20 protein-coding genes are annotated in these 22,084 nt (G+C 42.4%); 9 read left to right on the forward strand and 11 right to left on the reverse strand.

The genetic code is table 11. The features are described 5' to 3' along the window. Positions 1-66: 66 nt before the first annotated feature. The 8 genes from VB654_RS21230 to VB654_RS21265 all read right to left on the reverse strand — a co-directional run bounded on the left by VB654_RS21230 (position 67) and on the right by VB654_RS21265 (position 4,896). Positions 67-2,121 (reverse strand): transposase-like zinc-binding domain-containing protein, encoded by a 2,055-nt coding sequence (locus VB654_RS21230; protein WP_323215815.1) that lies wholly within the window; start codon positions 2,119-2,121, stop codon positions 67-69. Between the two features lie 2 nt (positions 2,122-2,123). Further along, positions 2,124-2,249: a hypothetical protein gene (locus tag VB654_RS21235; protein ID WP_323215787.1), complete on the reverse strand. Its 126-nt coding sequence runs from the start codon at positions 2,247-2,249 to the stop codon at positions 2,124-2,126. Then, entirely contained in the window at positions 2,246-2,908 is a 663-nt protein-coding gene (locus tag VB654_RS21240; protein ID WP_323215788.1) for a hypothetical protein, read from the reverse strand. Before VB654_RS21240 ends, VB654_RS21235 begins: the two co-directional genes overlap by 4 nt. Beyond that, positions 2,901-3,092: a hypothetical protein gene (locus VB654_RS21245; RefSeq protein WP_323215789.1), complete on the reverse strand. Its 192-nt coding sequence runs from the start codon at positions 3,090-3,092 to the stop codon at positions 2,901-2,903. The genes VB654_RS21240 and VB654_RS21245 overlap by 8 nt, the downstream gene beginning before the upstream one ends. A gap of 70 nt (positions 3,093-3,162) precedes the next feature. Next, a complete protein-coding gene (locus VB654_RS21250) occupies positions 3,163-3,498 on the reverse strand; it encodes a hypothetical protein (RefSeq protein ID WP_323215790.1) in 336 nt (111 codons plus the stop codon). Between the two features lie 4 nt (positions 3,499-3,502). Then, entirely contained in the window at positions 3,503-3,691 is a 189-nt protein-coding gene (locus VB654_RS21255; protein ID WP_323215791.1) for a hypothetical protein, read from the reverse strand. A gap of 166 nt (positions 3,692-3,857) precedes the next feature. After that, positions 3,858-4,529 carry a hypothetical protein gene (locus VB654_RS21260; RefSeq protein WP_323215792.1) on the reverse strand — a complete coding sequence of 224 codons (672 nt, stop codon included), beginning with the start codon at positions 4,527-4,529 and terminating at the stop codon, positions 3,858-3,860. 4 nt (positions 4,530-4,533) lie between these two features. Next, positions 4,534-4,896, reverse strand: a complete 363-nt coding sequence (locus VB654_RS21265; RefSeq protein ID WP_323215793.1) for a hypothetical protein — start codon at positions 4,894-4,896, stop codon at positions 4,534-4,536. A gap of 281 nt (positions 4,897-5,177) precedes the next feature. Between VB654_RS21265 and VB654_RS21270 the strand changes: the two genes are divergently transcribed. The 9 genes from VB654_RS21270 (at position 5,178) to VB654_RS21310 (ending at position 16,073) form a co-directional block, all read left to right on the forward strand. Continuing rightward, on the forward strand, positions 5,178-5,324 hold the full coding sequence (locus VB654_RS21270; RefSeq protein ID WP_323215794.1) for a hypothetical protein: 147 nt from the start codon (positions 5,178-5,180) through the stop codon (positions 5,322-5,324). A gap of 33 nt (positions 5,325-5,357) precedes the next feature. Next, positions 5,358-5,705, forward strand: a complete 348-nt coding sequence (locus VB654_RS21275; protein ID WP_323215795.1) for a hypothetical protein — start codon at positions 5,358-5,360, stop codon at positions 5,703-5,705. A gap of 156 nt (positions 5,706-5,861) precedes the next feature. Further along, on the forward strand, positions 5,862-6,104 hold the full coding sequence (locus VB654_RS21280; RefSeq protein ID WP_323215796.1) for a hypothetical protein: 243 nt from the start codon (positions 5,862-5,864) through the stop codon (positions 6,102-6,104). Between the two features lie 80 nt (positions 6,105-6,184). Continuing rightward, a complete protein-coding gene (locus VB654_RS21285) occupies positions 6,185-6,907 on the forward strand; it encodes a hypothetical protein (RefSeq protein ID WP_323215797.1) in 723 nt (240 codons plus the stop codon). Between the two features lie 309 nt (positions 6,908-7,216). Next, on the forward strand, positions 7,217-10,591 hold the full coding sequence (locus VB654_RS21290; protein WP_323215798.1) for a hypothetical protein: 3,375 nt from the start codon (positions 7,217-7,219) through the stop codon (positions 10,589-10,591). Positions 10,592-10,854: 263 nt separating this feature from the next. Next, positions 10,855-11,919, forward strand: a complete 1,065-nt coding sequence (locus tag VB654_RS21295) for an ATP-binding protein (RefSeq protein WP_323215799.1) — start codon at positions 10,855-10,857, stop codon at positions 11,917-11,919. Beyond that, a complete protein-coding gene (locus tag VB654_RS21300; RefSeq protein ID WP_323215800.1) occupies positions 11,912-14,572 on the forward strand; it encodes a S8 family peptidase in 2,661 nt (886 codons plus the stop codon). Before VB654_RS21295 ends, VB654_RS21300 begins: the two co-directional genes overlap by 8 nt. Positions 14,573-14,712: 140 nt before the next feature. Beyond that, positions 14,713-14,913 (forward strand): hypothetical protein, encoded by a 201-nt coding sequence (locus VB654_RS21305; protein WP_323215801.1) that lies wholly within the window; start codon positions 14,713-14,715, stop codon positions 14,911-14,913. Positions 14,914-15,107: 194 nt separating this feature from the next. Continuing rightward, a complete protein-coding gene (locus VB654_RS21310) occupies positions 15,108-16,073 on the forward strand; it encodes a tyrosine-type recombinase/integrase (RefSeq protein ID WP_323215802.1) in 966 nt (321 codons plus the stop codon). 225 nt (positions 16,074-16,298) lie between these two features. On the opposite strand, the gene VB654_RS21315 is transcribed toward VB654_RS21310, so the two are convergent. The 3 genes from VB654_RS21315 to VB654_RS21325 form a co-directional block, all read right to left on the reverse strand. After that, the gene (locus VB654_RS21315) at positions 16,299-16,751 is read right to left on the reverse strand and encodes a hypothetical protein (protein ID WP_323215803.1); all 453 of its coding nucleotides are present in this window, start codon (positions 16,749-16,751) and stop codon (positions 16,299-16,301) included. 1 nt (position 16,752) lies between these two features. Continuing rightward, on the reverse strand, positions 16,753-17,532 hold the full coding sequence (locus VB654_RS21320) for a ParA family protein (protein ID WP_323215804.1): 780 nt from the start codon (positions 17,530-17,532) through the stop codon (positions 16,753-16,755). 257 nt (positions 17,533-17,789) lie between these two features. Continuing rightward, positions 17,790-21,947: an amino acid adenylation domain-containing protein gene (locus VB654_RS21325; protein WP_323215805.1), complete on the reverse strand. Its 4,158-nt coding sequence runs from the start codon at positions 21,945-21,947 to the stop codon at positions 17,790-17,792. Between the last annotated feature and the right edge of the window lie 137 nt (positions 21,948-22,084).

Raw genomic sequence — 22,084 nt, forward strand, 5'->3', positions numbered from 1 at the left:
ATATCCGGGTTCGTGGTCGCTTTTGGCTTGGTAGTTGCCACTAGTAAAGTATCTATTTTCCATTGCCTACACCAAAAAATTTTTATTGCAGTCTCGGCACTGTAATCGCTGTTTACCTTGTGCCTTGCCATTTTTCTTGTGACTTGTAGAGCCACAGTGAGGACAAACAGTTTGTCCCTCTACAGCTTGACCACGGCGCAATAATTCAATTTGGCTTAACTGGCCCTGGTAGGACTCCAAATCAATATCAACTGAATCGAAGTATGGCAACTGGTAAAAGACGGGCGAACGGTCTTGGCAAACCATAGCGATTCTAAATTCTCTGGCAGTGTCCGCAATGCTTTCGTTCTGTTCCTCCAGTTCTAGTTCTAGCTGTTCAAGGTTAGCGATCGCTCTCTCCACTGCTGACTTACTGTAGAAGCGATCGCCATACTGGGTTAAGAATGTTCTGATACTACTGGGGTCAATGTAAATATCAGTAAACATCTTCATATCATCAATTTTCAGGGCTTTGGTGTTGCTGACCATCGCACTTTGACCGAGAACAATGATGCCTATGTTGGTGTGTCCGCCGTCTTTGAGTGCTGTTTTAAATACCTTTGCGCCGTCTGGGTAGTCGCTCACAGCGTTATCAAACTCATCCATGATCCACAGATAGCCCACATTATCCTTATATTCAGAATTCAGGGGTAATTTCCGAAAATCATACTCACTGGCTAACCCACTAAATCCGGCTTTCGCTGTATCCCACTGCAAACAAAAATCTAAATCACTGCTGTTTTTCACACTGATGCCAGCCAAGGGGTTACAAAAAGCCAATTTCAAATAATTTAACTTTTTACCTGTGGGCATATTCCCACTGAGAAAACCACGTTTTACAAGGTGAGACATTAGCACTAAAGCCGTGGGAGTTTTACCCGCTCCAGGTTCGCCAATTATGCGAAGTCTTACGGGTTGGCTCAAAATGTAGTCGATAAAGTTTTGCTGGCTACGGTATAAAGTACCTTTATCGGCTTTTCGTTGTGGGCGATCGCGTCGAAACTTGACCACCAATACATCGGCATAGGGCAATTTTTTAACATCCGTGACGGCATAAATTCCCAGATTTTGGGCGATGGACTTGGAGGAATCTTTGATTAAATTAACCAGTCCATCTGGGTTAATCGCCTTTGAGTAGGAATAGCCAGCCGTCACAATTCCCCCGTCCTCTTCTGCACCTGTAACGCGGAGTGGGATTTGCTTTTGGGAATATAGCCAGAGTGCGATCGCGTTGGCAATCCGTCCCGATTCATTAAACCCAAAGTCTTTGTACTCCGGCTCTAACAAGTCGCCGGCTAACGCTTGCTGCAATTGCCCCACTCGCTCGTTTAACAGTTCGATTTGTTCAAGGTAGTTTGAGCGCTCGGCTTCTACTGCATTCCCAATCTGATCCAAATTTTGGTTGTAGGAGTTGGCAAGGCTTTTGATAATTTCCTTTTTGGAGTTGTGACCGTGTGCTACTTTCTCACTCCAACTTTGAAGCCGGCGAAACAGTTCCATTGATTGTTCTGTGATTTGGTCATGCTCCTGATAGATTTTTTCTAGTTCTGTCTGTTTAGCCAGTTTTAACCTGTGGGTAACTTCAGTTTCTAATTTGGCGGTAAAATTCTCCTCCCAAGCGATCGCTAATTCCTGATAGTAGGTAATTTTTCCCGCGTCGCCTTCTCGGTCTAGTTCTAATTGCTTGATTGTTTGGGTTAGTTGGTTAAGTTGCGATAGCAATCTTTCACACTCCCCAACACATTCTAATTTTCCCCTGCCCAGTGAGTTAACAGTGTTTCTGGCTTGTGCCAATTCACTCTTTAAATCCTCCAACTGGGCTGTAACTGTGGCTAATCTGGATTTGCAGCTATCAAAATCCCGGATAACTTTGTGGAGTGTAACACCAGCTTTGCGGTTGGTTTCTAGGGCTTGGTTGATTTTACTTTGCGCTTTAGAGTCAACTGCTAAGTAGGTGACAAAGGCTGTGGGGATCGCGGCGGCGGCGGCTAGGGCAACGTTAGATTTTAACCCAGAACTGGATAATAAAAAGCCAGCGCAAAGACTGGCAACACTTAAGCTTATGCTTGTAGACAATTTCATATTTAGATTTCCTCAACATTAGCTAATCTTGGGGCAGTTTGAGGCTGGCTTGAGTAGTAGATAATATTGCCTAAACCATAACCAAAAGCCAGAAGAATTAAAGCACAAATTGTTATTCTGACTTTCATCTTGATACCTCCATGTATTCCCCTAGTTGCTGCTTAAAACTGTTTAATTTACCTTGTGCTTCAATGGTTTTGAGTCGCAATTCTTCTGATTTAATTTCCGCCTGTTTTAGCTTTTCGTCTGAATCTTGTTTGGTGAGTACGGCGATATTACCGTTAACAATGGTTGCATTCTGATTAATGTCTAAGCCAATGCCTTTCTGCGAGGTTGTCTCTTTCTGGCTAAGATAATCGAGTACATTACCGCGCACTTTCTCGGTTTCTGTAGCAGCCATAACGCCAGCACCGAAAGCTTTTGAATGCTTGCCAATGACGGTAAATTTTTCACGGGTCAAGTCTAATGCAGCGCCAGTTAGTTTAATCGCCCGTGTTGCATCTTCGTAAACCTTCATCCCTGTGTCAAACTGGCTTTGAGTAGCTTGGGGGAGTGACTCAGGAGGGTTTAAAGGGTCTTCTATTTTGTACAGTTCTGGGTTGAATTTGGGCATCATTCCCGGTACTGTTTCGGGAGTTATTGTTAAAAGTCCGGGTAGTTTAGCATCGGTGAAATTGACGGGTGAGTTAGTCGTTGTAACTGGTGTAGAAGCTGGTTGCGAACCTCTAGCAATTTTTTCTGCGACCTCTTTTGATGCGGCTTTTTGAGCATTGGTTAATTTAGCCATTATTTAAGAATCTCCTAGCATTTTTCAAGGATTGGTATTGTATTTCTAGTTGGCGGAATTGCTGATCAATCTGGTTAAATTCATTCTCTAGAAGTTCATCAATGTCATATCGTTCTAGAGTCTGGTCTAACTGTTGTGAGTCCGTTTTGAGGGATTCTATCTGGTTGTGGATTTCATCTGGCATAGTGCTAAAATCCAAGGATATTTTTGTGTCATAATTTTTGGGCTTTCCAGTGACTTGGAAAGCCTTTTTTTTACGCGGCGAATAGTTCAAGTTGGTTGTGGTTGATTTGTGGGCGGTAATCTCTAAGTGTTGATTTGATTAGCTTCTGTGTTTGCTCCCAACGCAGTTCTAAATCGCTTTCTCCGTGGCAATTGAAACTAAATACAGCTTCATCAAAGATGACAACAATTGAATTGTCCCAACTGCGATTACCAATATCCCAACCAGAAGCAACGGTTTTGAGGTAGTCGATATCATCGCCTTCTAGGGTTCCTTCGTATCCAAAACCAGACTCAATGAGTGCGATCGCTACGGTTGTATTTTTGGCATCAAGCCAGCATGGGAGGGGCGAGGAATTAATTAGCATGGTTTCATCCAAATAGGGATAACTGAAAACATGAGCCAGATTTATGTTCGTAGTGGTCAAGGTCTGAGGCGTTGTACTGGTGAGTAATGCCATTCCACCAAGTCACTATTACTTTATTTCCTTGACTGGCGATGACTTTACCCGTTTTGTAAGGTGCGGCGGTAACTTCATCACCAGGGAGGTATTTACGCATAATTGGCAAACTCTCCCCCCAAGATGGTGTTGATTGTGAAAGCGATCGCGTTGTTGAATTGGTCGAAAATTTTAAACATAACCACGTCCTGAGAATAGATTGAAGGTTTTTTCTAGTGTGAAATTAAGGGCATCGAGAGGTAAGAATAAGAGATTACGCTTGACCCTTACCGGACTAGAGACTTCCCCAGTTGTTCAATGATGTTGTTGATTTCATCGCCTAAGTCTGTATCGTCCTGGGTAACTTCTGGCTTATCTTGTGCAAGTGCGGCCACATCTCGGATACTTCCCATGATTTGGTGCTTGCGATCGCTATGTCTTTCCTGAATTTGTTGGGCAAGTTCAGCATCACGGGCGCTGAGGTTGTTGAGGATAACGGCGTTCTTTACTCGGCTTAATCCGTCAACTGCTTCTATCTCCTGAGTGGCTTGACGCGCCAGCATTTCAACTAATGAGGCTTGGTAAGCATCGGAAGGTTGGAATGGCTTATCTAGCTTGTCTTGGCTTGGTTGCTCGGCTAATTGCCCTATAGGGTCATTTGTGGTTGGTTCTGTGGCTGGCTGTGAGTCTTGCTGTGTCAGCTTTTCGCTGTTATCAGCTTGTGTCGGCTCTTGTAGCTCTTTTGTGGCTGTTGCTGGTAGTTGTGGCTGCTGTAAATGCTTGGAAACTGCCTCTAAATCTAGGCTAGATAAGGTTTTGGTGGTATCGAAGTCGTCAGGGCGTATATGAGATAAAGCCAGTCTGAGAGCTTGTTCTGTGGTTCCCAGTTTGCTAGCCGCGTCTTTGATAGTTGTTTCTGTTGCTGGCGCTGTTGCTGTGGCTTTTTTACGTGCTGGCATGGCTTCAGGCTCCTATTTTGGCTAGTTGTTTTTGGGCTTTGGTGTAGCTGTACTTGCTAAAGTCGTTGGGATTTTGGAGGATATAACCCCTCACTCTCTCGGAACGGCGTAACTGTGCCATTAACCGACCTACACGGCTCAAAACCCAGGCTTGATAAGGGCTGAGGGGTGATTCTCTGTCCCTACTCCCATCTGCTTTCTTGGGGTAGGCATCCCTAAAGCTGGTAATTCTCCAAAAAGCTATATTTTCCCAGGTGACTAAAGTGGATCGTGCGACTCCTAATAATTCAGCCAAGTGGGATTTAGTAGCAGGAAAATCTAAAAATAAATCGTAATCTGTGGAATGCTTGCAGCGTCTCGGTTTCATGGGTCATACAGCAATCAATTTAAATCGGTATATGGTCATATAGCAATCAATAGCAGTATGGGTTATTGTGTCGCGTCAATTCTTCAAAAGCCTTTCGCAGCAAAGAATTACAGGCTAGTTTTGGGGGATATCGGGACTCAATCAGTATTTGGTTGCTGTTTGATTAGCTATGCTGTTATGATAGCGACAGGTGTCGCCACCTGTCAACATATTTATAAAACCAAAGACAGTTTAGGCAAAAGGAGCGAAAATAATAGTTACCTGATGACACCTATATATTTATGCCTTCTACTAAGCCTAGAATTACCATCCGAGTATCACAGGAGGAAATGAAAGAATTACAAAGTGCGGCTGATGAAGAATACCGCACTGTACCAGCACTAGTTTTAACTTTGGTAAAAAAATTTTTAGATGATAGACGTAAATAAAATTAAATATTGCACCCAATCAGGAGTAAACCAATGACAGACGCACAGCGCCTTAATCATTTTGAAGACGAATTAGACACAGTTAAGCAACTGCTAGTTGCTACAGCCAGATATGCGGAGTCGTCAGATCACAAAATTAATCGATTGATTGATAGGCAGGATGTGACCCAAAAACAGCTTGACGGTTTATCTGTAACCGTTCAGGTTATGGGCGAAAAAATTGAGCGATTTGTAGAAAATGCCAGCGATTTTATAGATACCACCAGGGCTAGGAACACCATTTTAGATGATGTAGTTCTGGAATTAAGAGATAGCCAAATTTCTACTAATGCTGCGATAGAAAGATTAGAGAGAATTTTAGAGCAATTACTTAGACAGTAAACTACCTACCACCAATATAAACTAGAGACTGGTCTGTAGCTGCATCTGAAGAATATTGCCAGCGAATAGCCAAAAACACGGGTAGGCGACTGTTAGAAATAATTGATACAGAGGATGAACCCTTACCAATAGTTTGTATTTTTGAGGATTACGCAGATGACTGAAACAGCAACTCTAATACCCCTAATTACATTTATTCCCATTTTCACAGCGATTAGCGAGCGCAATTGGTTACGGTTCAAAGAACTGGAACTAGAGTTTGCCGATAATTACGGCGTAGAAACTTGGGCAGATGTTTTTAATTTTCGGGTTATGCCCGCGTTAGAACCCGAAGCTAAGAGGTGGCTGCTCATTCAAAAATGCAGTCAAGGCATAAAATCTGTCAAAATTTTGAAGTAAAACTCCATGACAGTGAAAAATGCCGTGTCAAGCATTAATATCAGTATAGGTATTATTAATATGCATATCTGGTCACTCGAATGTTGTCGATGAAAGACCCACCTCCCGATTTTCAACTGCCGCCGCACAATGAAGCGGCGTTAGAGATGCTTAGGGAGGCGAAAAATGCTGACTCAGCTCTGGTGTTGGCGGTGGGTGGCTCTGCATTGGCTACAGGCGCAATGATTCCGGCGGGCTTGTTGCTTTTTGGGTGTGCTTACAAACCCTTAGTACGCATTGAAAAGATTGCACGACTGGAAAAATTGACAGCCCTACTTCTGGAAGAGTTCAAAAGCGAAGGCATAGAAGTCTTTCCGGTGCTGAAGCCCACAGACAAGAATCCGATTGACTTGTTTATCAGGTTTCCAAGAAAAACACACTTGTTTATCTCCATTCGTTCGCGGGGAGATAGTCAGGTGGTATACAACGAAAAGAGGGAAATTTTACAGGTAAAAAAGAAAAATAAACAGGGTTTAACAACGTGGAAACCCTGTCCACTGGTTGAGTTATCAGACTACGAAAGATGGCTCAACAAAAACCGCGAGTTGTTTTGGATGACCTCGAAAGAGGCGATCAAAACACCCGCAGCCAAAGTTCTAATTTTATGGCCTCCTACCCAGGCTGACCCAAATCATAATGATCATCTTTATACTGAGATGGGAAGTATGAGGATTTTGGCGCTCAGGAGAAAAGGCACTGCCTTTGTCATTCAGTCGGAAGAAATAACCGAGTTTATCAGGGCTTGGTTAGCCAGATACCAATAGGAGAAATGGCGAAAACCCCTTGGTTCTCGATGAGACACAGGAGTTTTCAAAGTCGATCCAATTGCTGGAATTGGAGAATTGGAGCTGGGATTGGGTTTTGCCGCCTAATTAATATCCCTAACAGCAATCTTATCTTAGATTTTGAGCTGTAAAGCTATTGTAACAAAACCATGTCACAGTGGCGAACTCAGACAAAAAAAGCGATTCAGAAATTTTCACCTTTGAGATTGACGAACGCTTGTACTAAAAGATGACTGCCACAGGACAGCTCCAATTCCTCCCCAATACACACTAAGGAGGATTGGTCAAATGTCAGAACAAGTATTTCAAGTCTCAACCACCAACAACCAGCCAGTAGAAGGTGACAAACAAGATCAATCATCTACCCCATTCAGTGCTACACCTGCACAACCGCAGCTGCGTCAGCCGTTGAATTCCGAACTGACTCCATTCGATATTCGCAACCACATTGATTCCCTGACTCCAGCAAAGGAAAAAAATAAATATATCTGTCCAGTTTGCGAGGGGCATAACCTCAGCATCCACCCTCAGACTGGCAAGTACCAATGTTTCAATGGGTGCGAGTGTAAGGATATCCGGGAAGCAATTCGACCTTGGGCGGAAGTGGTCAGCAGTAATGCCAACAACCAAACGAGGTTTATCACTCCCATTCGGGCGAAAACAGTCGAGCCAATTGCGGCACCACTCCCTACTAAACTCCATAATCAACTTCCTAGTCAGCCGTTAGCGATCGCTCGACTGAGTAAAGTTGCTTCCGATATCCCACTCCCTAGTCAGCCGCTAGTGATCGCTCGACTGAGTAAAGTTCCTTCAGATATCCCACAACCCACCAAACCGCACCACATACCCAAGTCGGTGACATCTCAGTTTGAGAAAAAGCAAGCCAGACCAGAAGAATTAACCCAAATTTCCGTGGTCGCCTACGACTATGGTGATGGTAAGCAGACCATCAGGTGGCAATGCCCTTGTGAAGCTGAATCAAAAGGGGCGATCAAAACCTTTACAACTTTACGCAATATCGACGGCAAACCCCACTACAACAAAGGTGATTACCCTTGGAAAGCTTACCGTCAAGATGAAGCCATTACAGCCATGATGGTAACGATTCTTGAAGGCATGGACGCTGATCAGGAAGTTATACCCGTTATTTTATGGCATGAAGGCGAGAAGTGTGTAGAAGCTGCTAGGGGTGAAAGATTAGCAAGTATTAGCGTCATGGGCAACGGTGCGGAAGCAGATCAAGTTTTTGCCATGAACGAATTAAAATCAAGGATGGGTGATGAAGAATTTATCATTGCTTATCTTGCAGATAATGATAGCACTGGCGAGAAAAAAGCCCATAAACTGGCTAAATTAGCGGCTAAAGCTGGTGTGCATTTTGTCGCCATAGACTTAAAATCAATTCATCCCAATTTATGTGATAAAGGGGATATAGTTGATCTTCTAAAATCTGGCATGGACGGCGACAAATTAGCAAGCGAAATACTCAAGCAAATAGCAGCTATCAGGCAAAAACAATCCGAACCATCAGATGATCTTGATATACCCGACTCAGGCGATCCCCATAGTACATTCTTGCAGCAAGGGTTCAAATTTTTATACGGTGACAAGCCTTGGATATCGGCTGAGAATAAGCTTTATTTCTGGGATGGGACACATTATAAAAATTCTCCTGATTCAGTGGAGCGTCCACGAATTGCGAGTTACTGCAACAGCTATTGCACCACCGATGATAAAGGTAATCTAGTATTCCCTTATGCCAAGCCCAGCAAGGTTAAAGAGTTGCTAGAGTGGGCAAAGTTCCGCGTTGAAATTGACCCCACATTACTTAACCCTCCTGGGGTTAATTGTATCAATGGGGTGGTTTGTATTAAGTGGATTATGAGAAACCCTATGCCAACATTAGAGCAACATAATCCAACCAAGCATTATTTCACCTATGAGCCACTAATCAAGTATGACCCTAACGCTGATCCTACAGAGTGCGATCGCCTCCTAGCTTGCCTAGATGAACAGCAGCAACAAATCCTACTCAGGAATTTGGGCGCTAGTCTTGATTTGGAAGAGGTGCGGAAGATTAGAGGAAGAGAGATTAAATTGCTTTTGGCTTGCGGTCTAGGTTCTAACGGTAAGGATGCCTTGAGGCAAGTGGTGTCTATCATTTACGGCAATCAAGCAATTACCAGTTGTAGTTTAGCTGATTTCTCAAACTATGACGATGGCAGAAAATTTTCCTTAGCTCCACTGATGAATAGCCGAGTTAATTGGGCATCAGAGAACCCACAAACACCAAGACTTGATCGGATTCAATCGTTAAAGTTGTTTGCTACTGGCAACGTTTTACACTCCGAGCGCAAAGGTAAAGACCATTTAGAATTTATCCCCAAGGCAACTGGAATTTTCAATTTAAATGAAACACCAAGTCTACATGGAACAATTCAGGCCATACAAGATAGAATCGCCCCTCTGAAGTTTCTCAAAACATTTAAATCCAATCCTGATCCAGACAACCCGAACGAACTGCAAGCCGATCCACGGTTTGCCTATGATATCGATTTTGTGCGGGAAAAAGTAGCCCCAGCATTTTTAAATAAGATGTTGGCAGGGCTAACAGCGCTGGTATCTGAGGGAATTGATTATAGCTGCACTGCTGAGGTATTTTCCTCAATGCAGAAAGAGAATAATCATCTATTCCAGTTTGCTGAGGATTGTAGCTTGGGCTATCGCAATGATGGGGAGATGTCAGCTAAAGTGCTGTGGTCTACGCTAGAGCAATGGTATAAGGACTCAGGGACATTGGTAGAAGAGGATGGCGGCCGCAAAGTTTGGATTGATCAGGTTCGCCCTTCGGATAAAAATGTCAAGGGTATAAACCAAGTTATCCCCCGCATCTTGCAATTATTCCCGAAGGCAAGCAAAGCCACTCGCTATGATGAAACGTCAAAACGGTCGATTCCTATCATCAAGGGCATAGGGTTTATTAAGTCAGAGTGGGATGATCAACCAGTGGCGGTTCATCAACCAGTGACAGTTCATCAACCAGTTGCAGTTTATCAACCAGTTGCAGTTTATCACCCAGCAGAAGTTCATCAACCAGTGGCAGTTTATCAACCAGTGGAAGTTCATCAACCAGTTGCAGTTCATCAACCAGTTGCAGTTCATCAACCAGCAGAAGTTCATCAACCAGCAGAAGTTTATCAACCACTGGCAGTTCATCAACCAGCAGAAGTGGAAAGCGCGATCGCATCACTCAAAACCGCTACTTCATGGGCTGAAATTAGCGGCAGAATAGTCCAAAGCTTGATGGATCAGGCTTGGCAATGCCTTAGCCAAGATGAAAAAGCTAGGCTACATCAGATGTATGCTGATTTTCAGCAACCCGCAGCAGTTGAGCAACCCGCAGTAACCAATAGCGAAGAGGCTATAAAAATTGTTGATGCTGCGATCGCTCAAGCCGATCCCAATTTTACAACGGCAGACTTAAACTTCCAAACCCCTGTAGGCAGGTGGAACAAGCGATTATGTGCTGCTATATCCATCAGCCCTGATATGGCAAAAATCATTTCTACTGCTGAAGAACTACAGCGAATATTCCCAAATGTTCTAGCAGTAATGCCTAACGACATTTCAAATCAATATCGCCAGCTACTTGAGTCCAAATAATTTGTGGTATTTAAGCCTCGTTGACACTCCCCACGATAAATCGACGGGGATTCTTGGTTCAACGAAACCACTTAACCTAGAGTACTTGCGTCGTCTAAACCAGAGGTGAGCGCCTCTGGTGCTTATGAAGAATTTCATAAAGGCAGTTACACGCAGCAGTAAGGCAATGTAAGATAACGAGGAATCGGGTATTTACAAGCAATCTTGCCTTGTCCCGCACCCAGTAATACAATAGTACTATTATATTGCAGTAAATTAACAAAATGAAAGGAGAGTTGCTCAAACGGCTATTTAGAGCGATCGCCAGTGAAGATCAAACTGCGATCCAAAGTATGCTATCTGTAGTCGTTGAAGAAGAGCGTAAAAAAGGACACTCTCTCCTGGCTGAACAACTCGAAAATATTACCCACAAAAGTAGTCGTCAATCTCCTCGCCTTGCACCAGAGAAGTCAACACTTTCGCCTAATATATCTCGTGATGTAATTCCAACTACATCTTCTAGCGAAACTATTTCAAAGACATCTGACGCTCACTCCCTAACTCTGCTGTCAAGTAAGCAGCGTTTTAACCATCCATTCATTGTTACGATTCCTAGAGAGCGTTTGCGACACCACATGATTCTTTCAGATGTTGTGGAAGATCGTTTTCGTCGTATCGAAAGAGAATATGTTGCTCGTGACCGATTGGCTCATCACGGTTTACGCTACCGCCAAAAAATTCTACTCTACGGTACTCCCGGTTGCGGAAAAACGATGGGGGCTGAACGTTTAGCTTGGAATACAGGACTGACTCTTGTAAAAGTACGCTTTGATGCAATGGTTTCTTCATTTTTGGGGGAAACAGCAACTAATTTGCGCGAAGTATTTGAAACAGCATCTCAAACTCCTTGTTTGTTGTTTATTGATGAATGTGATGCGATCGCTAAATCACGGGAAGATGTTCAGGAAGTTGGCGAAATTAAACGAGTTGTTAATACTTTTTTACAATTACTTGATGAATACGAAGCATCAAATGGATTGCTTGTTGCTGCGACAAACCTGACTAAATTTCTGGATGAAGCCGTATGGCGACGATTTGATGATGTAATAGAAGTGCCAAAGCCTACAGCAGCAGAAATCGAGGCTATATTAAAACAGACACTTTCCTCGGTTGAGGTTGGCATAATCAACTGGGAAATGATCGTGCAAAAACTGGATAAACTTTCAGCTGCACAGATTGTTCGAGTTGCTCAAGATGCCGCGAAACGCGCCATCCTTGATCGAGAAGAACTTGTCATCCAAGAACACTTTGAGGCATCTATTCAAGACGTTGTAATTTCCCATGTCTGAGCAATTGAATCAATTTTCTCATTTACCTCTACGTTTGACAAATCAAGGAACTGCTGCCCCACCTACAGGAGGTGGGAGGAAAATCTCTGCAACAACTCTGGCGAATCGAGGTAATGCTGGTGGACATGGTGGCAAGCTAAAGTCTTCCATCTCAACTATTGTCTCAAATTGGGAAGCAGAACGCGAAAAAAGGAAGGAAGAGGGTAAACCTGATCTCCCAGATGCAATTTCATTCATTTTACAAGTAGATCCCAATTTATTTGATGCAGATGCGCTGAAAAGTTTCGGGATTGAGGTTGTTGCCGATTTGGAGGAAGGCTACATTATTGGAGCTTCAGCAGACATAGAACTCTCGGAACTCAGAAAAAAGATTCAGCAATTCATTGATTCCCAGAGGGGTGGTGGCAAGGTTCCAGAAATATGGGAAATTTTGGACGGGACTAAGCGACCGGAGTATATTCTTTCACCTAGTCTTCAATCCCAGTGGGATCAGATTTCAGATCATCAAGAATACATTGTGGATGTAGGTATTTCTTGCATCAACATTCAAGAACAATATTCCAAATGTCCTAAGCGGGAACGCTGTAAGAGCGATGCAGATTTTCAAAAAAAGATTGATGAATGGTTGGATAACCATAATCTCACATCTGAAGAGTGGGATGATCTGTATTTAGTGAGAGAAGACCAGTTTGAGAAATTTATTCGACAACCACTATACCGTGGAGAAATTTTGCGGTCTGTTCAAGGCTACGAAGTGGGTATTTTACGCTTACCCGATAGCTTTTCCTGCCGGATTCGCATTCTTGGAAAAGGTTTGAAAGACCTTGTTCTCAATTTTTCATATATTTTCGATGTCAGTGAACCTGATGAATTTGGCGTTCCATCTGTTATACCCAATAACTCTAAATCAGATCACGAACAGTTTGAATTAGAACCACCTCAGCCAAACGCACCCAAAGTCTGTATTATCGACAGTGGCATTCAAGAGGTTCACCCTAAACTGAGAGTTGCTATTGACCCCACTCTCTCTACATCTTGGGTGCCTGGAGAAAATAATATGACTGCTGATTATGATTATTTTAGAAATGGTGGGCATGGAACAAGGGTTGCGGGAGCAGTTTTATACCCACGAGGCATTCCTAAAACAGGTCGTCAGCAGGCAGTGTGTTGGCTTCAAAATGCCAGGATTCTCAATGACCGAAAGCAACTACCTAGACTGCTATTTCCGCCTGATGTTTTAGAGGAAATTGTAGATATTTATTATCGCCAAACTAGAACCAGAATTTATAACCACTCAATAGGTGGAATTTCGCCATGTCGCACTCAATCAATGACTCCTTGGGCAGCAGCTATTGATAAGCTGAGTTGGGAAAATGATGTTCTCTTCATTGTTTCTGCTGGTAATATTGAGGCACGCGCAAACTATGTCACACGCCCTTCAATTTTCGCTCATATACAAGCAGGTCGTAACTATCCAGAATATCTGCTGCAACCTTCTGCAAGAGTTGCTAACCCAGCTCAAAGTTTTCAAGCTCTAACTGTTGGTTCTATTGCTCACCACACTTATAGTAGTCCGCCCTTAAGTTCGATCGCAAAAGAGAATTATCCTTCTTCTTTCTCCTGCTCAGGTCCAGGCATTTGGGACACTATTAAACCAGAAGTGGTTGAATATGGGGGTGACTACGTGATTGACTCTCCAAATTTACCAAATTTTACTACACCAGAGTCAGTCTGCCCAGAATTGGTTCGTTCAACCCGTGATGGTGGTCAAGCTGTCAGTGCCGATGCCGTGGGGACATCTTTTGCCGCTCCTAAAGTCACACATATCGCGGCGGCATTAGAAGCAGCATTCCCTCAAGAAAGCACACTGCTTTACCGCGCACTCATTGTTCAATCAGCACGTTTACCAGGGTGGACGAATAACTCGGATGCTAATCTCTATCATGCCATTCGGACTATGGGTTATGGTATTCCAGATATTAATCGCGCTCTGGGCAATTCCCCAAATCGTGTAACGCTAACAACTAGAGGATTAGAACGTATTAAAGCTCGACAAGCTAAGGTTTATCAAGTAAAAGTGCCAGAAAATTTCCTGCCTCAAGGAGAAGGATTTGACATTTTGATTGAAATCACACTTTCTTATGTCGCTGAACCTCGTCGTACCCGACGTAATCGCAGGAAATATCTATCAACTTGGTTAGATTGGACTTGTAGCAAACGAGGAGAAGATCCAGACCGATTTCTCGATAGAGTCCTCAGCGAGTACGATGCACCAGAAGAGGCTGAGAAAGGTGACAAGCTGTTCCAATGGACACTAGGGAAAAGACAGTTTAAGCCTACCAATGGACAAACACGACCAAATGGTATTGATGGCATAGTAAAAGAACTGTCCCGAAGTACAGGAACTGTTCAGAAAGATTGGGCGACTGTAAAATCCTATGAGCTACGCGAAGGCTTCTGTATTGCTGTAGTTGGACATACGGGATGGAACCAGGATACTAATGCTGATGTACCTTTTGCACTGGCTGTGAGTTTTGAAACTGTAAATTCAGATATCAATTTATATGCTTCTTTCGTGAAAGCAGAGATTGAAGCTGAGGCTGAAGTACAAGCAAAAGTTAGAGCGCAGCAGGAAATACAGCTACAGAGTTAGTAGTCCAAACTCTGCATCAAGTCCTGGGGCAAACGGAAGTCGCTGACCATCGTATAGAAGATGTTCTACACCACATCATCAACCGACTCTCAGCACTGGAAGCAAATCAGGTACATAATACTTCGAGTGTAGACAATCGCTTGCAACAAATTGAAACAGTCTTGGGGCATCTCACCCAGAGTATAGAAGAAAGTATAGAATCGACATCACCTCAACAACAAGCACAAAAGCTGAAGAATCACTTGTCAGAAAAGTTAGAAACTGTTACCAAAAGCCTTGCCCAACTTAATCATACACTTGGGCAGTGGCGACGCTGCGCGAACGGTAGCATCAGTCGGTGAAGCGTCAAGTGTTTCCCCGCACCTTTAGGTCGGTGAGTATGTCAAGAATGCACTGGGTCAAGTAAGAAACGCAGATTGGGTATTGATGAATTAAGTCTGTCTAGGGAGCGAGAAAATAAAACTCCATCTGAGGAGGAAACACCATAAAATACGTGATAAGTTAATTATCGAAAAGGTTTATTTTCGATAAAATTATGTCATCTGCTGATGGGTCACATTCACTCTCCTTGGTCAATCCCTTCGCCATTGCGGCCGAGCGTGACCTGTTGGCAGAACTGTTGGTGGATAAGCGCAATAAAAGCACTCGTCATGAGTACGCTAAAGATTTAAAAAAGTTTTTTATGTCGGTATGCTCTGAAGAACCTACACCCGCTTTGGTGGTGCAGTTCTTGCAGATGGACAGATACTCGGCTGTAACTCTGGTTTTGCGCTACAAAGCGGTGTTGATTGACCAGGGGTTAAAGGAAGCAACTGTGAATCGGCGGTTGGCAGCAATTAAGTCTCTGGTTAACTATGCCTATAAGGTGGGTAAATGTAACTGGACTTTGGCTGATATTAAGAGTGAGAAAATCAAACCCTACCGCGATACGACGGGCATTAGTCCAGAAGCATTTAAAAAAATGTTAGCAATGCCAGACCGGGAAACAATCAAAGGTAAACGCGATTATGCGCTACTGCGGCTGTTGTGGGCTAATGCCCTGCGCCGGGAGGAGATTTCCCACTGCAATATTGAGGATTTGGATTTAGAAGCTAGGACTTTGAGCATTTTAGGAAAGGGAAGGGGAACCCAAAAGGATAATATCGATTTGCATCCCAAGACCTGCAACGCCCTTCAGGATTGGTTGTGGGACAGGAAGGAATTAGACATTAAGCAACCGTTGTTTATTTCTTTGCGGCCTTACTACGGGCATCGGCTGACGGGGGATGGCATCCGTAAGATGGTGGTAGCCCACGCCAAGGAAGCAGGTATTTCTAAAATTGTCAGCCCGCATAAAATCAGACATTCATCGGTGACGGCGGCGCTGGATGTAAGTGGGGGAGATGTGAGAAGTGTGCAAAAGTTGAGCCGTCACGCGAATCTAAATACTTTAATGATTTACGATGACAACCGCACTAAAGCGCAGGGAAGAATTACAGCCTTATTGGAAGATTTGGTATGAAATTTGTAAAGGTGAAAAGGTCTGGTTCAGATGCTGTCACGGTCATATATACAGAAGAGAATAGCGATCGCGTGGGGAGTTGCCTACTGTATCGCTTTATGAGCCAAGGTTAGAAATTGTTCGATAACAATGAGCAATAATTCGGGTATAGACGGATTAATTGACATCCTCTCCCGCTAAGTGTATTGGGAAAGTCTCACTTGAGTATCGCCCTCTCAACATCTATCACTTTGACGAATTACTCAACATAGTAATTAACCGTTTAATTTGACCAACTCGCTTACGTTGGTCGTAGCGGCGCTTGGCTTGGGTGGTGATTTTTTCTAAAACTGCGTTATCGGCATTAGCAAAAGTCCAAGCAGCTTCTAGAAATACCTCAACTGTGATGCCCCTATCTTTACAAAAGCGAGTTAATTCTTGGTCGAGGTCTTTTTCGAGAACGATCGCTGAATGTCGTCGAGTTTCGGGGTATTTTTCGAGTTCGGTTTGGAGTTCGGCAATGGTGTCTGCTGGTGCAGCAGTTGGGTGGGCTGGTTCGCTTGGGCTGGGTTCTTGTGGTAAGTTTTGTTTGGGTGTTGGGGCTTGGGGTTGTACTTTCGGAACGAGTGCATCCTGGCGTGGTTCAACTGTGGAGCGATTGCGTTTGTTGCGTAGTTGGTTAAGTACATCATCTGACATTTTATTTACCCCCAAGTGAAGTGTGAATTTTGGCAATTAAAATTTCAAATGGATATTCCAAGTCGGTATATCCCAATTGCGAGAGAGTTGTACGTTTGTTGATGGCTTGTTTATAGCGTTCTGATTCACGGATTGAGGGTATAACTAACCCCTCGCCAACTTCATCACGCATTCCATCTACAGCCGCCCGACTTTCATGGGCTTGGGTGTTACCAAACCAGCGATCTCGGAAGGGTAAAACACCTAATACCTCAGCATTGGTTGCGCCGACATCTTGCAAGCCGCCAAGTAAGTCCAGCGTCCGCACCAGGGAACCGTAACCTTTGACCGATGCTTCGGCGGGGATAATCAAAAAATCTGCTGCGCCAATGACTGTTAAACAAATTTGCGATCGCTGGGGTGGGGCATCGATAATACAGACTTTGAAAATTTGGCTGATGGCTTCTAATCGGCGCTTGAGTAAGGTTGCACCAACTCCACTGTTAGATAAATAATCTTGTACGGTATCAAGTTGGTCGTCGGCGGGGATGAGAAATAAATTGTCGTTGTCTTGAGTTGGGTAGATGCAATCGGATGGCGCAACTGTTTTTTTGAGAAATTCCAATAGGGTTGGTTGGTTGGGTTCTAACTCAAACCCCAGATAGGTGGTGAGATTATGTTGGGGGTCGGAGTCTAGCATCAAGGTGGGCAATCCCTGGCGCGATAGCAGTCGCCCCAGGAACAGTGATGTTGTCGTCTTGCCCTGTCCGCCACTCAAGGAGCTTACGGTAATCGTCAACATATATATTTTTATTAATTTAGCTAATTAACTTAAACTAATTTATTAAATTTGTCAATTAATAAATTTAACTTTTTAGCTTTCTATATAATTAGTTTAAGTCAAAAAGCTAATTTTATTTTTTAAGAGGTGAGGTAGAGATTCAGGGGTATTCCGCGATTTAGCCCAAAATCCTGGTTGTGAGAAATCCGGGTTATTGAGTTGGCGCGATGGACTCCTCCAGGTGCGCTCCGCTCTCAATAAACAAGCCTGGTATGTAATTAAATGTACTCTTGTAATTGCTGGGCGAGTGTTGTGTTGCAGGGGGGAAGCATGATGCTAAAATGGTTGCCATCTAAGATTTTTGTGTGAGTTGCGTTGATAGTATATTGACTCCAGTTAGTACGGGGTAACTTAGCGGTGAGTTGCTGTGCAGCCCACCAGATGGAGATTTGAGCTTGAATTTGGGGAGGTTGGTGGTTTTTTAAGAGTTTTTGGTGAATTTCGGTTATTTCTAGTTGTTTTTGCAATATTTCAATTGATACTTCTGATAGTTCTGTTGAAAGTAAATTTTGTGATTTTCCCCAATTCATCATTAATTGCAGACGTTCAACAGAAGTTAAACTTATGAGTTGCTCTCGTAGTTGCTGCTGTTGAACAGTATCTAGCGTCATCAAAGCATCAACAAAAGTACCACCAAAGACTAATGCTAATTCATATAAAGGATCGGGTGTCAAAGTTGGTATACTATCTGGAAATAAGAACGCATCTACAAGTCCAAGAAAATCAACTTTACATCCTTGCTGTTCTAATTCTTTAGTAATACTAACAGCAATGACTCCACCCATAGACCAACCCATGAGATGATAAGCACCATCAGGTTGATGTTGGCGAATGATTTTGGCGTATTCCCCAGCCATATTTTCAATGCTATTATGCTCATCCAATGAGTTGTTGAGAGCGCGAGACTGGAGAGCGTATACAGGTTGATCTGTTCCTAAACAGGTGGCAAGATGTTGATACACCATTACTTGTCCTCCTGTGGGATGAATACAGAATAATGGTGGTTGAGTTCCCTGTGGTTGAATGGGGACTAAAGATATAGGTGTTGAGGAAGCGTGATGATTTTGGATGAGAAAGTTTCCTAATTGGGCTACAGTTGGATAGTGAAAAAGTGTACTGAGAGGTATACTTGTGTGAAAATTATGATTGATTTTAGAGATTAATTGTAGTGCTAAAAATGAGTGTCCACCTAATGCAAAAAAGTTGTCATGAATGCTGATTTGTGGAAGTTGAAATAATTCCGTCCAAGTTGTAATTAATAGTTCTTCTACTTGGTTGCGAGGCGGGGTAAAAGTTTGTGTTAATTCTGGTTGCGTAGCTTCAGGAATAGGTAGCGCCTGACGATTCAATTTACCATTTGCTGTGAGCGGGAAAGATCCTAACAACACAAAAGTAGAGGGGAGCATGTATGCTGGTAATTTGGTTTGGAGAAAAGAACGTATTTCTTGAGTAGTGATGTTTGACTCTAGTTGTGGAACAATGTAAGCAATTAGTTGATGTGTTTTTGGGGTTGTTGTAACGACAACTTCTTTCACGGTGGGATGCTGTTTTAATGTGGCTTCAATTTCACCGAGTTCAATGCGATAACCATTGATTTTAACTTGAAAATCTTCTCTTCCTAAAAATTCAATATTGCCGTCGGGTAAATAACGTCCCAAATCACCTGTTTTATATAATTTTTCTTTGGTAAATGGATGAATAATGAAACTAGCATTTGTTTTTTCTTCATCTTGCCAATAACCTTTTGCTAATCCCATTCCCCCAATATATAATTCTCCTGTTACCCAAACGGGGCATTTTTTAAAAGATGTATTTAAAACATAAATATATTGGTTTTTGAGTGGTTTACCGTAGGGAATACTTTTCCAGTTGGGGTCAATTTGGGTAATTGGATAATAAATTGACCAGATGGCGGCTTCTGTTGCTCCTCCTAAACTAATGATTTCGGCTTGTGGAGATAATGCTTGGATTTGAGTGGGTAAATTTAAGGGTATCCAATCACCACTCAATAAAATTAATCTGAGAGTATTAAATGTAACTTGAGGATGATTTAAATTATACTCAATTAACATCTGCATAAAAGCCGGAACTGAGTTCCAAATTGTGATTTGGTGTTTGGTAATTAATTTACTCCAATGAGATGGATCTTTACTGTTTGCAGCGTCAGGAATGACTATGGTTCCTCCGGCTGCTAAAGTACCAAAGATGTCGTAAACTGAGAGGTCAAAGCTGAAAGCAGAAATAGCTAAGATACGATCGCTTGAATTGATCCGAAAGCGTTCGTTAATATCTAAAATCGTGTTAACTGCACTTTCATGCGTAATCATCACGCCTTTCGGTGTTCCTGTAGAACCAGAGGTGTAGATGATATAGGCTAAGTCTGTGGGTTTTGAGATTTGCTGGAATGGCTGTTGAGATGATGACGTTTGTAATGAATCTATGGACAAAGTGGGAATGTTCTCTGGATATTTCAGACTATGAACAAAACAAGTTTCAGTCAGTACTAATTTGACTTGTGCCTGTTGTAAGCAGTACCATATACGTTCTTGTGGTAATCCTGGATCGATTGGGACATAGATACCACCAGCAGCAAGGATAGCCAAAGCAGCGACAACCTGTTTCCAACCTTTTTCCATTATGATAGCGATTACCACTCCAGAACGATCGCCTAGTTGTCCTGCTAATTCAGTGACGCGATCGTTTAACTCTTGATAGGTGAGAATGCGATCATTGTTAATAATGGCTTGTTGTTCTGGACGTTGAGATACTTGTGCAAAAAATAAAGTGTGAAGTAAAGTTGTTTGCGGGATTGGTGGATGAGGATGATGAATTTGGATTGGTGGTGATAATTCTATGGGTTCTGTCCACAATTCATTTTCTTGGGCTAAACGCTCCAGCAAATTACAGTAAACTGTAAACATTTCATCCAACATCCCCATTGGGAAAAGTGCTTCTACTGCATCCCAGTTAAAAATTAAGCTTCCATTGTGTTCTGCAACTTGGTGTTCTAAGGAAACTTGCGGGGTTTGGCTAATACCATACACCACTTCTCCCAAAAAGTTATATTCTAAATCTGCCTGAGAAAAATTACTTAAACCTAAAACACTACTAAATACTATAGGCATAGCTGCGGTTAATTCTGTTTGATTTTGACTGAGCAATTTCCGCAGTACTTCTACTCCACTAATATAAATATGGTCTAAATCTTGTAGTAATTGTTGTTGGATTTTTAAAGCTAGATTTATAAATGTATTTGGTGATGAATTGTCTATTACTAAGAGGTTTGTGTTGGTAAAATCGCCGATAATTTGATTGATTTGAGGATGGAAAGGTAGACGTTCCAGAACAGTTAAATTGAGAGTAAAGGAAGGCTTTTTACTCCACAAAGTTAAAATTTCTGCAAAAGCGGTTAGCAAAATGATAGAAGGAGTTAAACCAGCTTTTTGACCACGTTGTTTTAATTTTTGCCATATATGGGGTTCTAGTTTTCCTGCATAGCGTTTAAATGTATACTCTTTTAATTCACTAGGAAAACAAGCTAGAGGTAGTTCCGGTGCTGGTGGGAGAGTATCTAAACGATTGAACCAGTAAGTTTGCGATCGCTTGACTAATTCTGAGTCTTGGAGATAATTTTTAGCAATGACGTAATCTCGAAATGATAGTTCTAATCGTGGTAATGATAATTCGAGATTTTGATAAAGTTGATTCCATTCGTGAAATAAAATCCGAATACTTGCAGCATCTATCAGCAATAAATCCATGCTCAAATGCAGTCGAATTTGTTGTTGATTTAAATAAGTGGCTCGAATATCAAACCAAGGCCATTGGTGTGAAGGTAAGTTTTGCTGAGATAATTTTTCGCGGATTGCTATTAATTCAGTTTTGATTTTTGGGGGTTCTAATTCTCGCAAGTCTAGGATAGTAATTTGATAATCGGGAAATTTATCTAAGATTTGTTGTTCTCCTGTGGGTAATACTATCGCCCTGAGCATATCATGACGTTGAATGAGTTTTTGCCAAGCTGCTGTCAGGCGGGATATGTCTAAATTATTAGTTTCAAATTCTATGTAAACATGGTTGTTGACATGGCTTAAATCAAATACTTGATTGCGTCCTAACCAATGCGCTTGTTGGATGTCGGTGAGTGTAAATGGTTGGTGAAGTTGCTGAGGATTTGGTTTGATGATTGCTAGGGAAGTTGTTTTGATGTTGTTGAGATTTAGGAGTTTGATAATTTCTGGTTTATGTTCTTTGAGGGAATCGCGTAGTTCTGGTGTTAATGTTCCTTTTGGTGCTTCGATGTTTAATAGATCATTTTCTAACCAGAGTTTGATTCCTCGTTTTTCGAGTTCGATTAAAAGTTGGTTTTTGTTCATAATGTTTTTCTTCATTTTTGATTAACGAACACCGATGGCACGGATAATAATATAGATGTATTTTGATTTTTAGCATCCCAACTTTTAAAAAATTCACTTGATGATGCAAAAACCCTTTTAAATTCTCTTAACTTTGC

It is taken from the genome of Nodularia sp. UHCC 0506, from assembly GCF_034931045.1.
GTDB lineage: Bacteria > Cyanobacteriota > Cyanobacteriia > Cyanobacteriales > Nostocaceae > Nodularia.

Excerpts from the sequence above, each read along its gene's own strand:
- VB654_RS21270 (WP_323215794.1), top strand. The coding sequence starts at position 5,178 with ATGCCTTCTACTAAGCCTAGAATTACCATCCGAGTATCACAGGAGGAA.
- VB654_RS21325 (WP_323215805.1), bottom strand. The coding sequence starts at position 21,947 with ATGAACAAAAACCAACTTTTAATCGAACTCGAAAAACGAGGAATCAAA.
- VB654_RS21240 (WP_323215788.1), bottom strand. The coding sequence starts at position 2,908 with ATGGCTAAATTAACCAATGCTCAAAAAGCCGCATCAAAAGAGGTCGCA.
- VB654_RS21290 (WP_323215798.1), top strand. The coding sequence starts at position 7,217 with ATGTCAGAACAAGTATTTCAAGTCTCAACCACCAACAACCAGCCAGTA.
- VB654_RS21250 (WP_323215790.1), bottom strand. The coding sequence starts at position 3,498 with ATGCTAATTAATTCCTCGCCCCTCCCATGCTGGCTTGATGCCAAAAAT.
- VB654_RS21260 (WP_323215792.1), bottom strand. The coding sequence starts at position 4,529 with ATGCCAGCACGTAAAAAAGCCACAGCAACAGCGCCAGCAACAGAAACA.
- VB654_RS21295 (WP_323215799.1), top strand. The coding sequence starts at position 10,855 with ATGAAAGGAGAGTTGCTCAAACGGCTATTTAGAGCGATCGCCAGTGAA.
- VB654_RS21230 (WP_323215815.1), bottom strand. The coding sequence starts at position 2,121 with ATGAAATTGTCTACAAGCATAAGCTTAAGTGTTGCCAGTCTTTGCGCT.
- VB654_RS21275 (WP_323215795.1), top strand. The coding sequence starts at position 5,358 with ATGACAGACGCACAGCGCCTTAATCATTTTGAAGACGAATTAGACACA.
- VB654_RS21285 (WP_323215797.1), top strand. The coding sequence starts at position 6,185 with ATGTTGTCGATGAAAGACCCACCTCCCGATTTTCAACTGCCGCCGCAC.
- VB654_RS21315 (WP_323215803.1), bottom strand. The coding sequence starts at position 16,751 with ATGTCAGATGATGTACTTAACCAACTACGCAACAAACGCAATCGCTCC.
- VB654_RS21300 (WP_323215800.1), top strand. The coding sequence starts at position 11,912 with ATGTCTGAGCAATTGAATCAATTTTCTCATTTACCTCTACGTTTGACA.
- VB654_RS21265 (WP_323215793.1), bottom strand. The coding sequence starts at position 4,896 with ATGAAACCGAGACGCTGCAAGCATTCCACAGATTACGATTTATTTTTA.
- VB654_RS21245 (WP_323215789.1), bottom strand. The coding sequence starts at position 3,092 with ATGCCAGATGAAATCCACAACCAGATAGAATCCCTCAAAACGGACTCA.
- VB654_RS21280 (WP_323215796.1), top strand. The coding sequence starts at position 5,862 with ATGACTGAAACAGCAACTCTAATACCCCTAATTACATTTATTCCCATT.
- VB654_RS21310 (WP_323215802.1), top strand. The coding sequence starts at position 15,108 with ATGTCATCTGCTGATGGGTCACATTCACTCTCCTTGGTCAATCCCTTC.
- VB654_RS21255 (WP_323215791.1), bottom strand. The coding sequence starts at position 3,691 with ATGCGTAAATACCTCCCTGGTGATGAAGTTACCGCCGCACCTTACAAA.
- VB654_RS21320 (WP_323215804.1), bottom strand. The coding sequence starts at position 17,532 with ATGTTGACGATTACCGTAAGCTCCTTGAGTGGCGGACAGGGCAAGACG.
- VB654_RS21235 (WP_323215787.1), bottom strand. The coding sequence starts at position 2,249 with ATGAAAGTCAGAATAACAATTTGTGCTTTAATTCTTCTGGCTTTTGGT.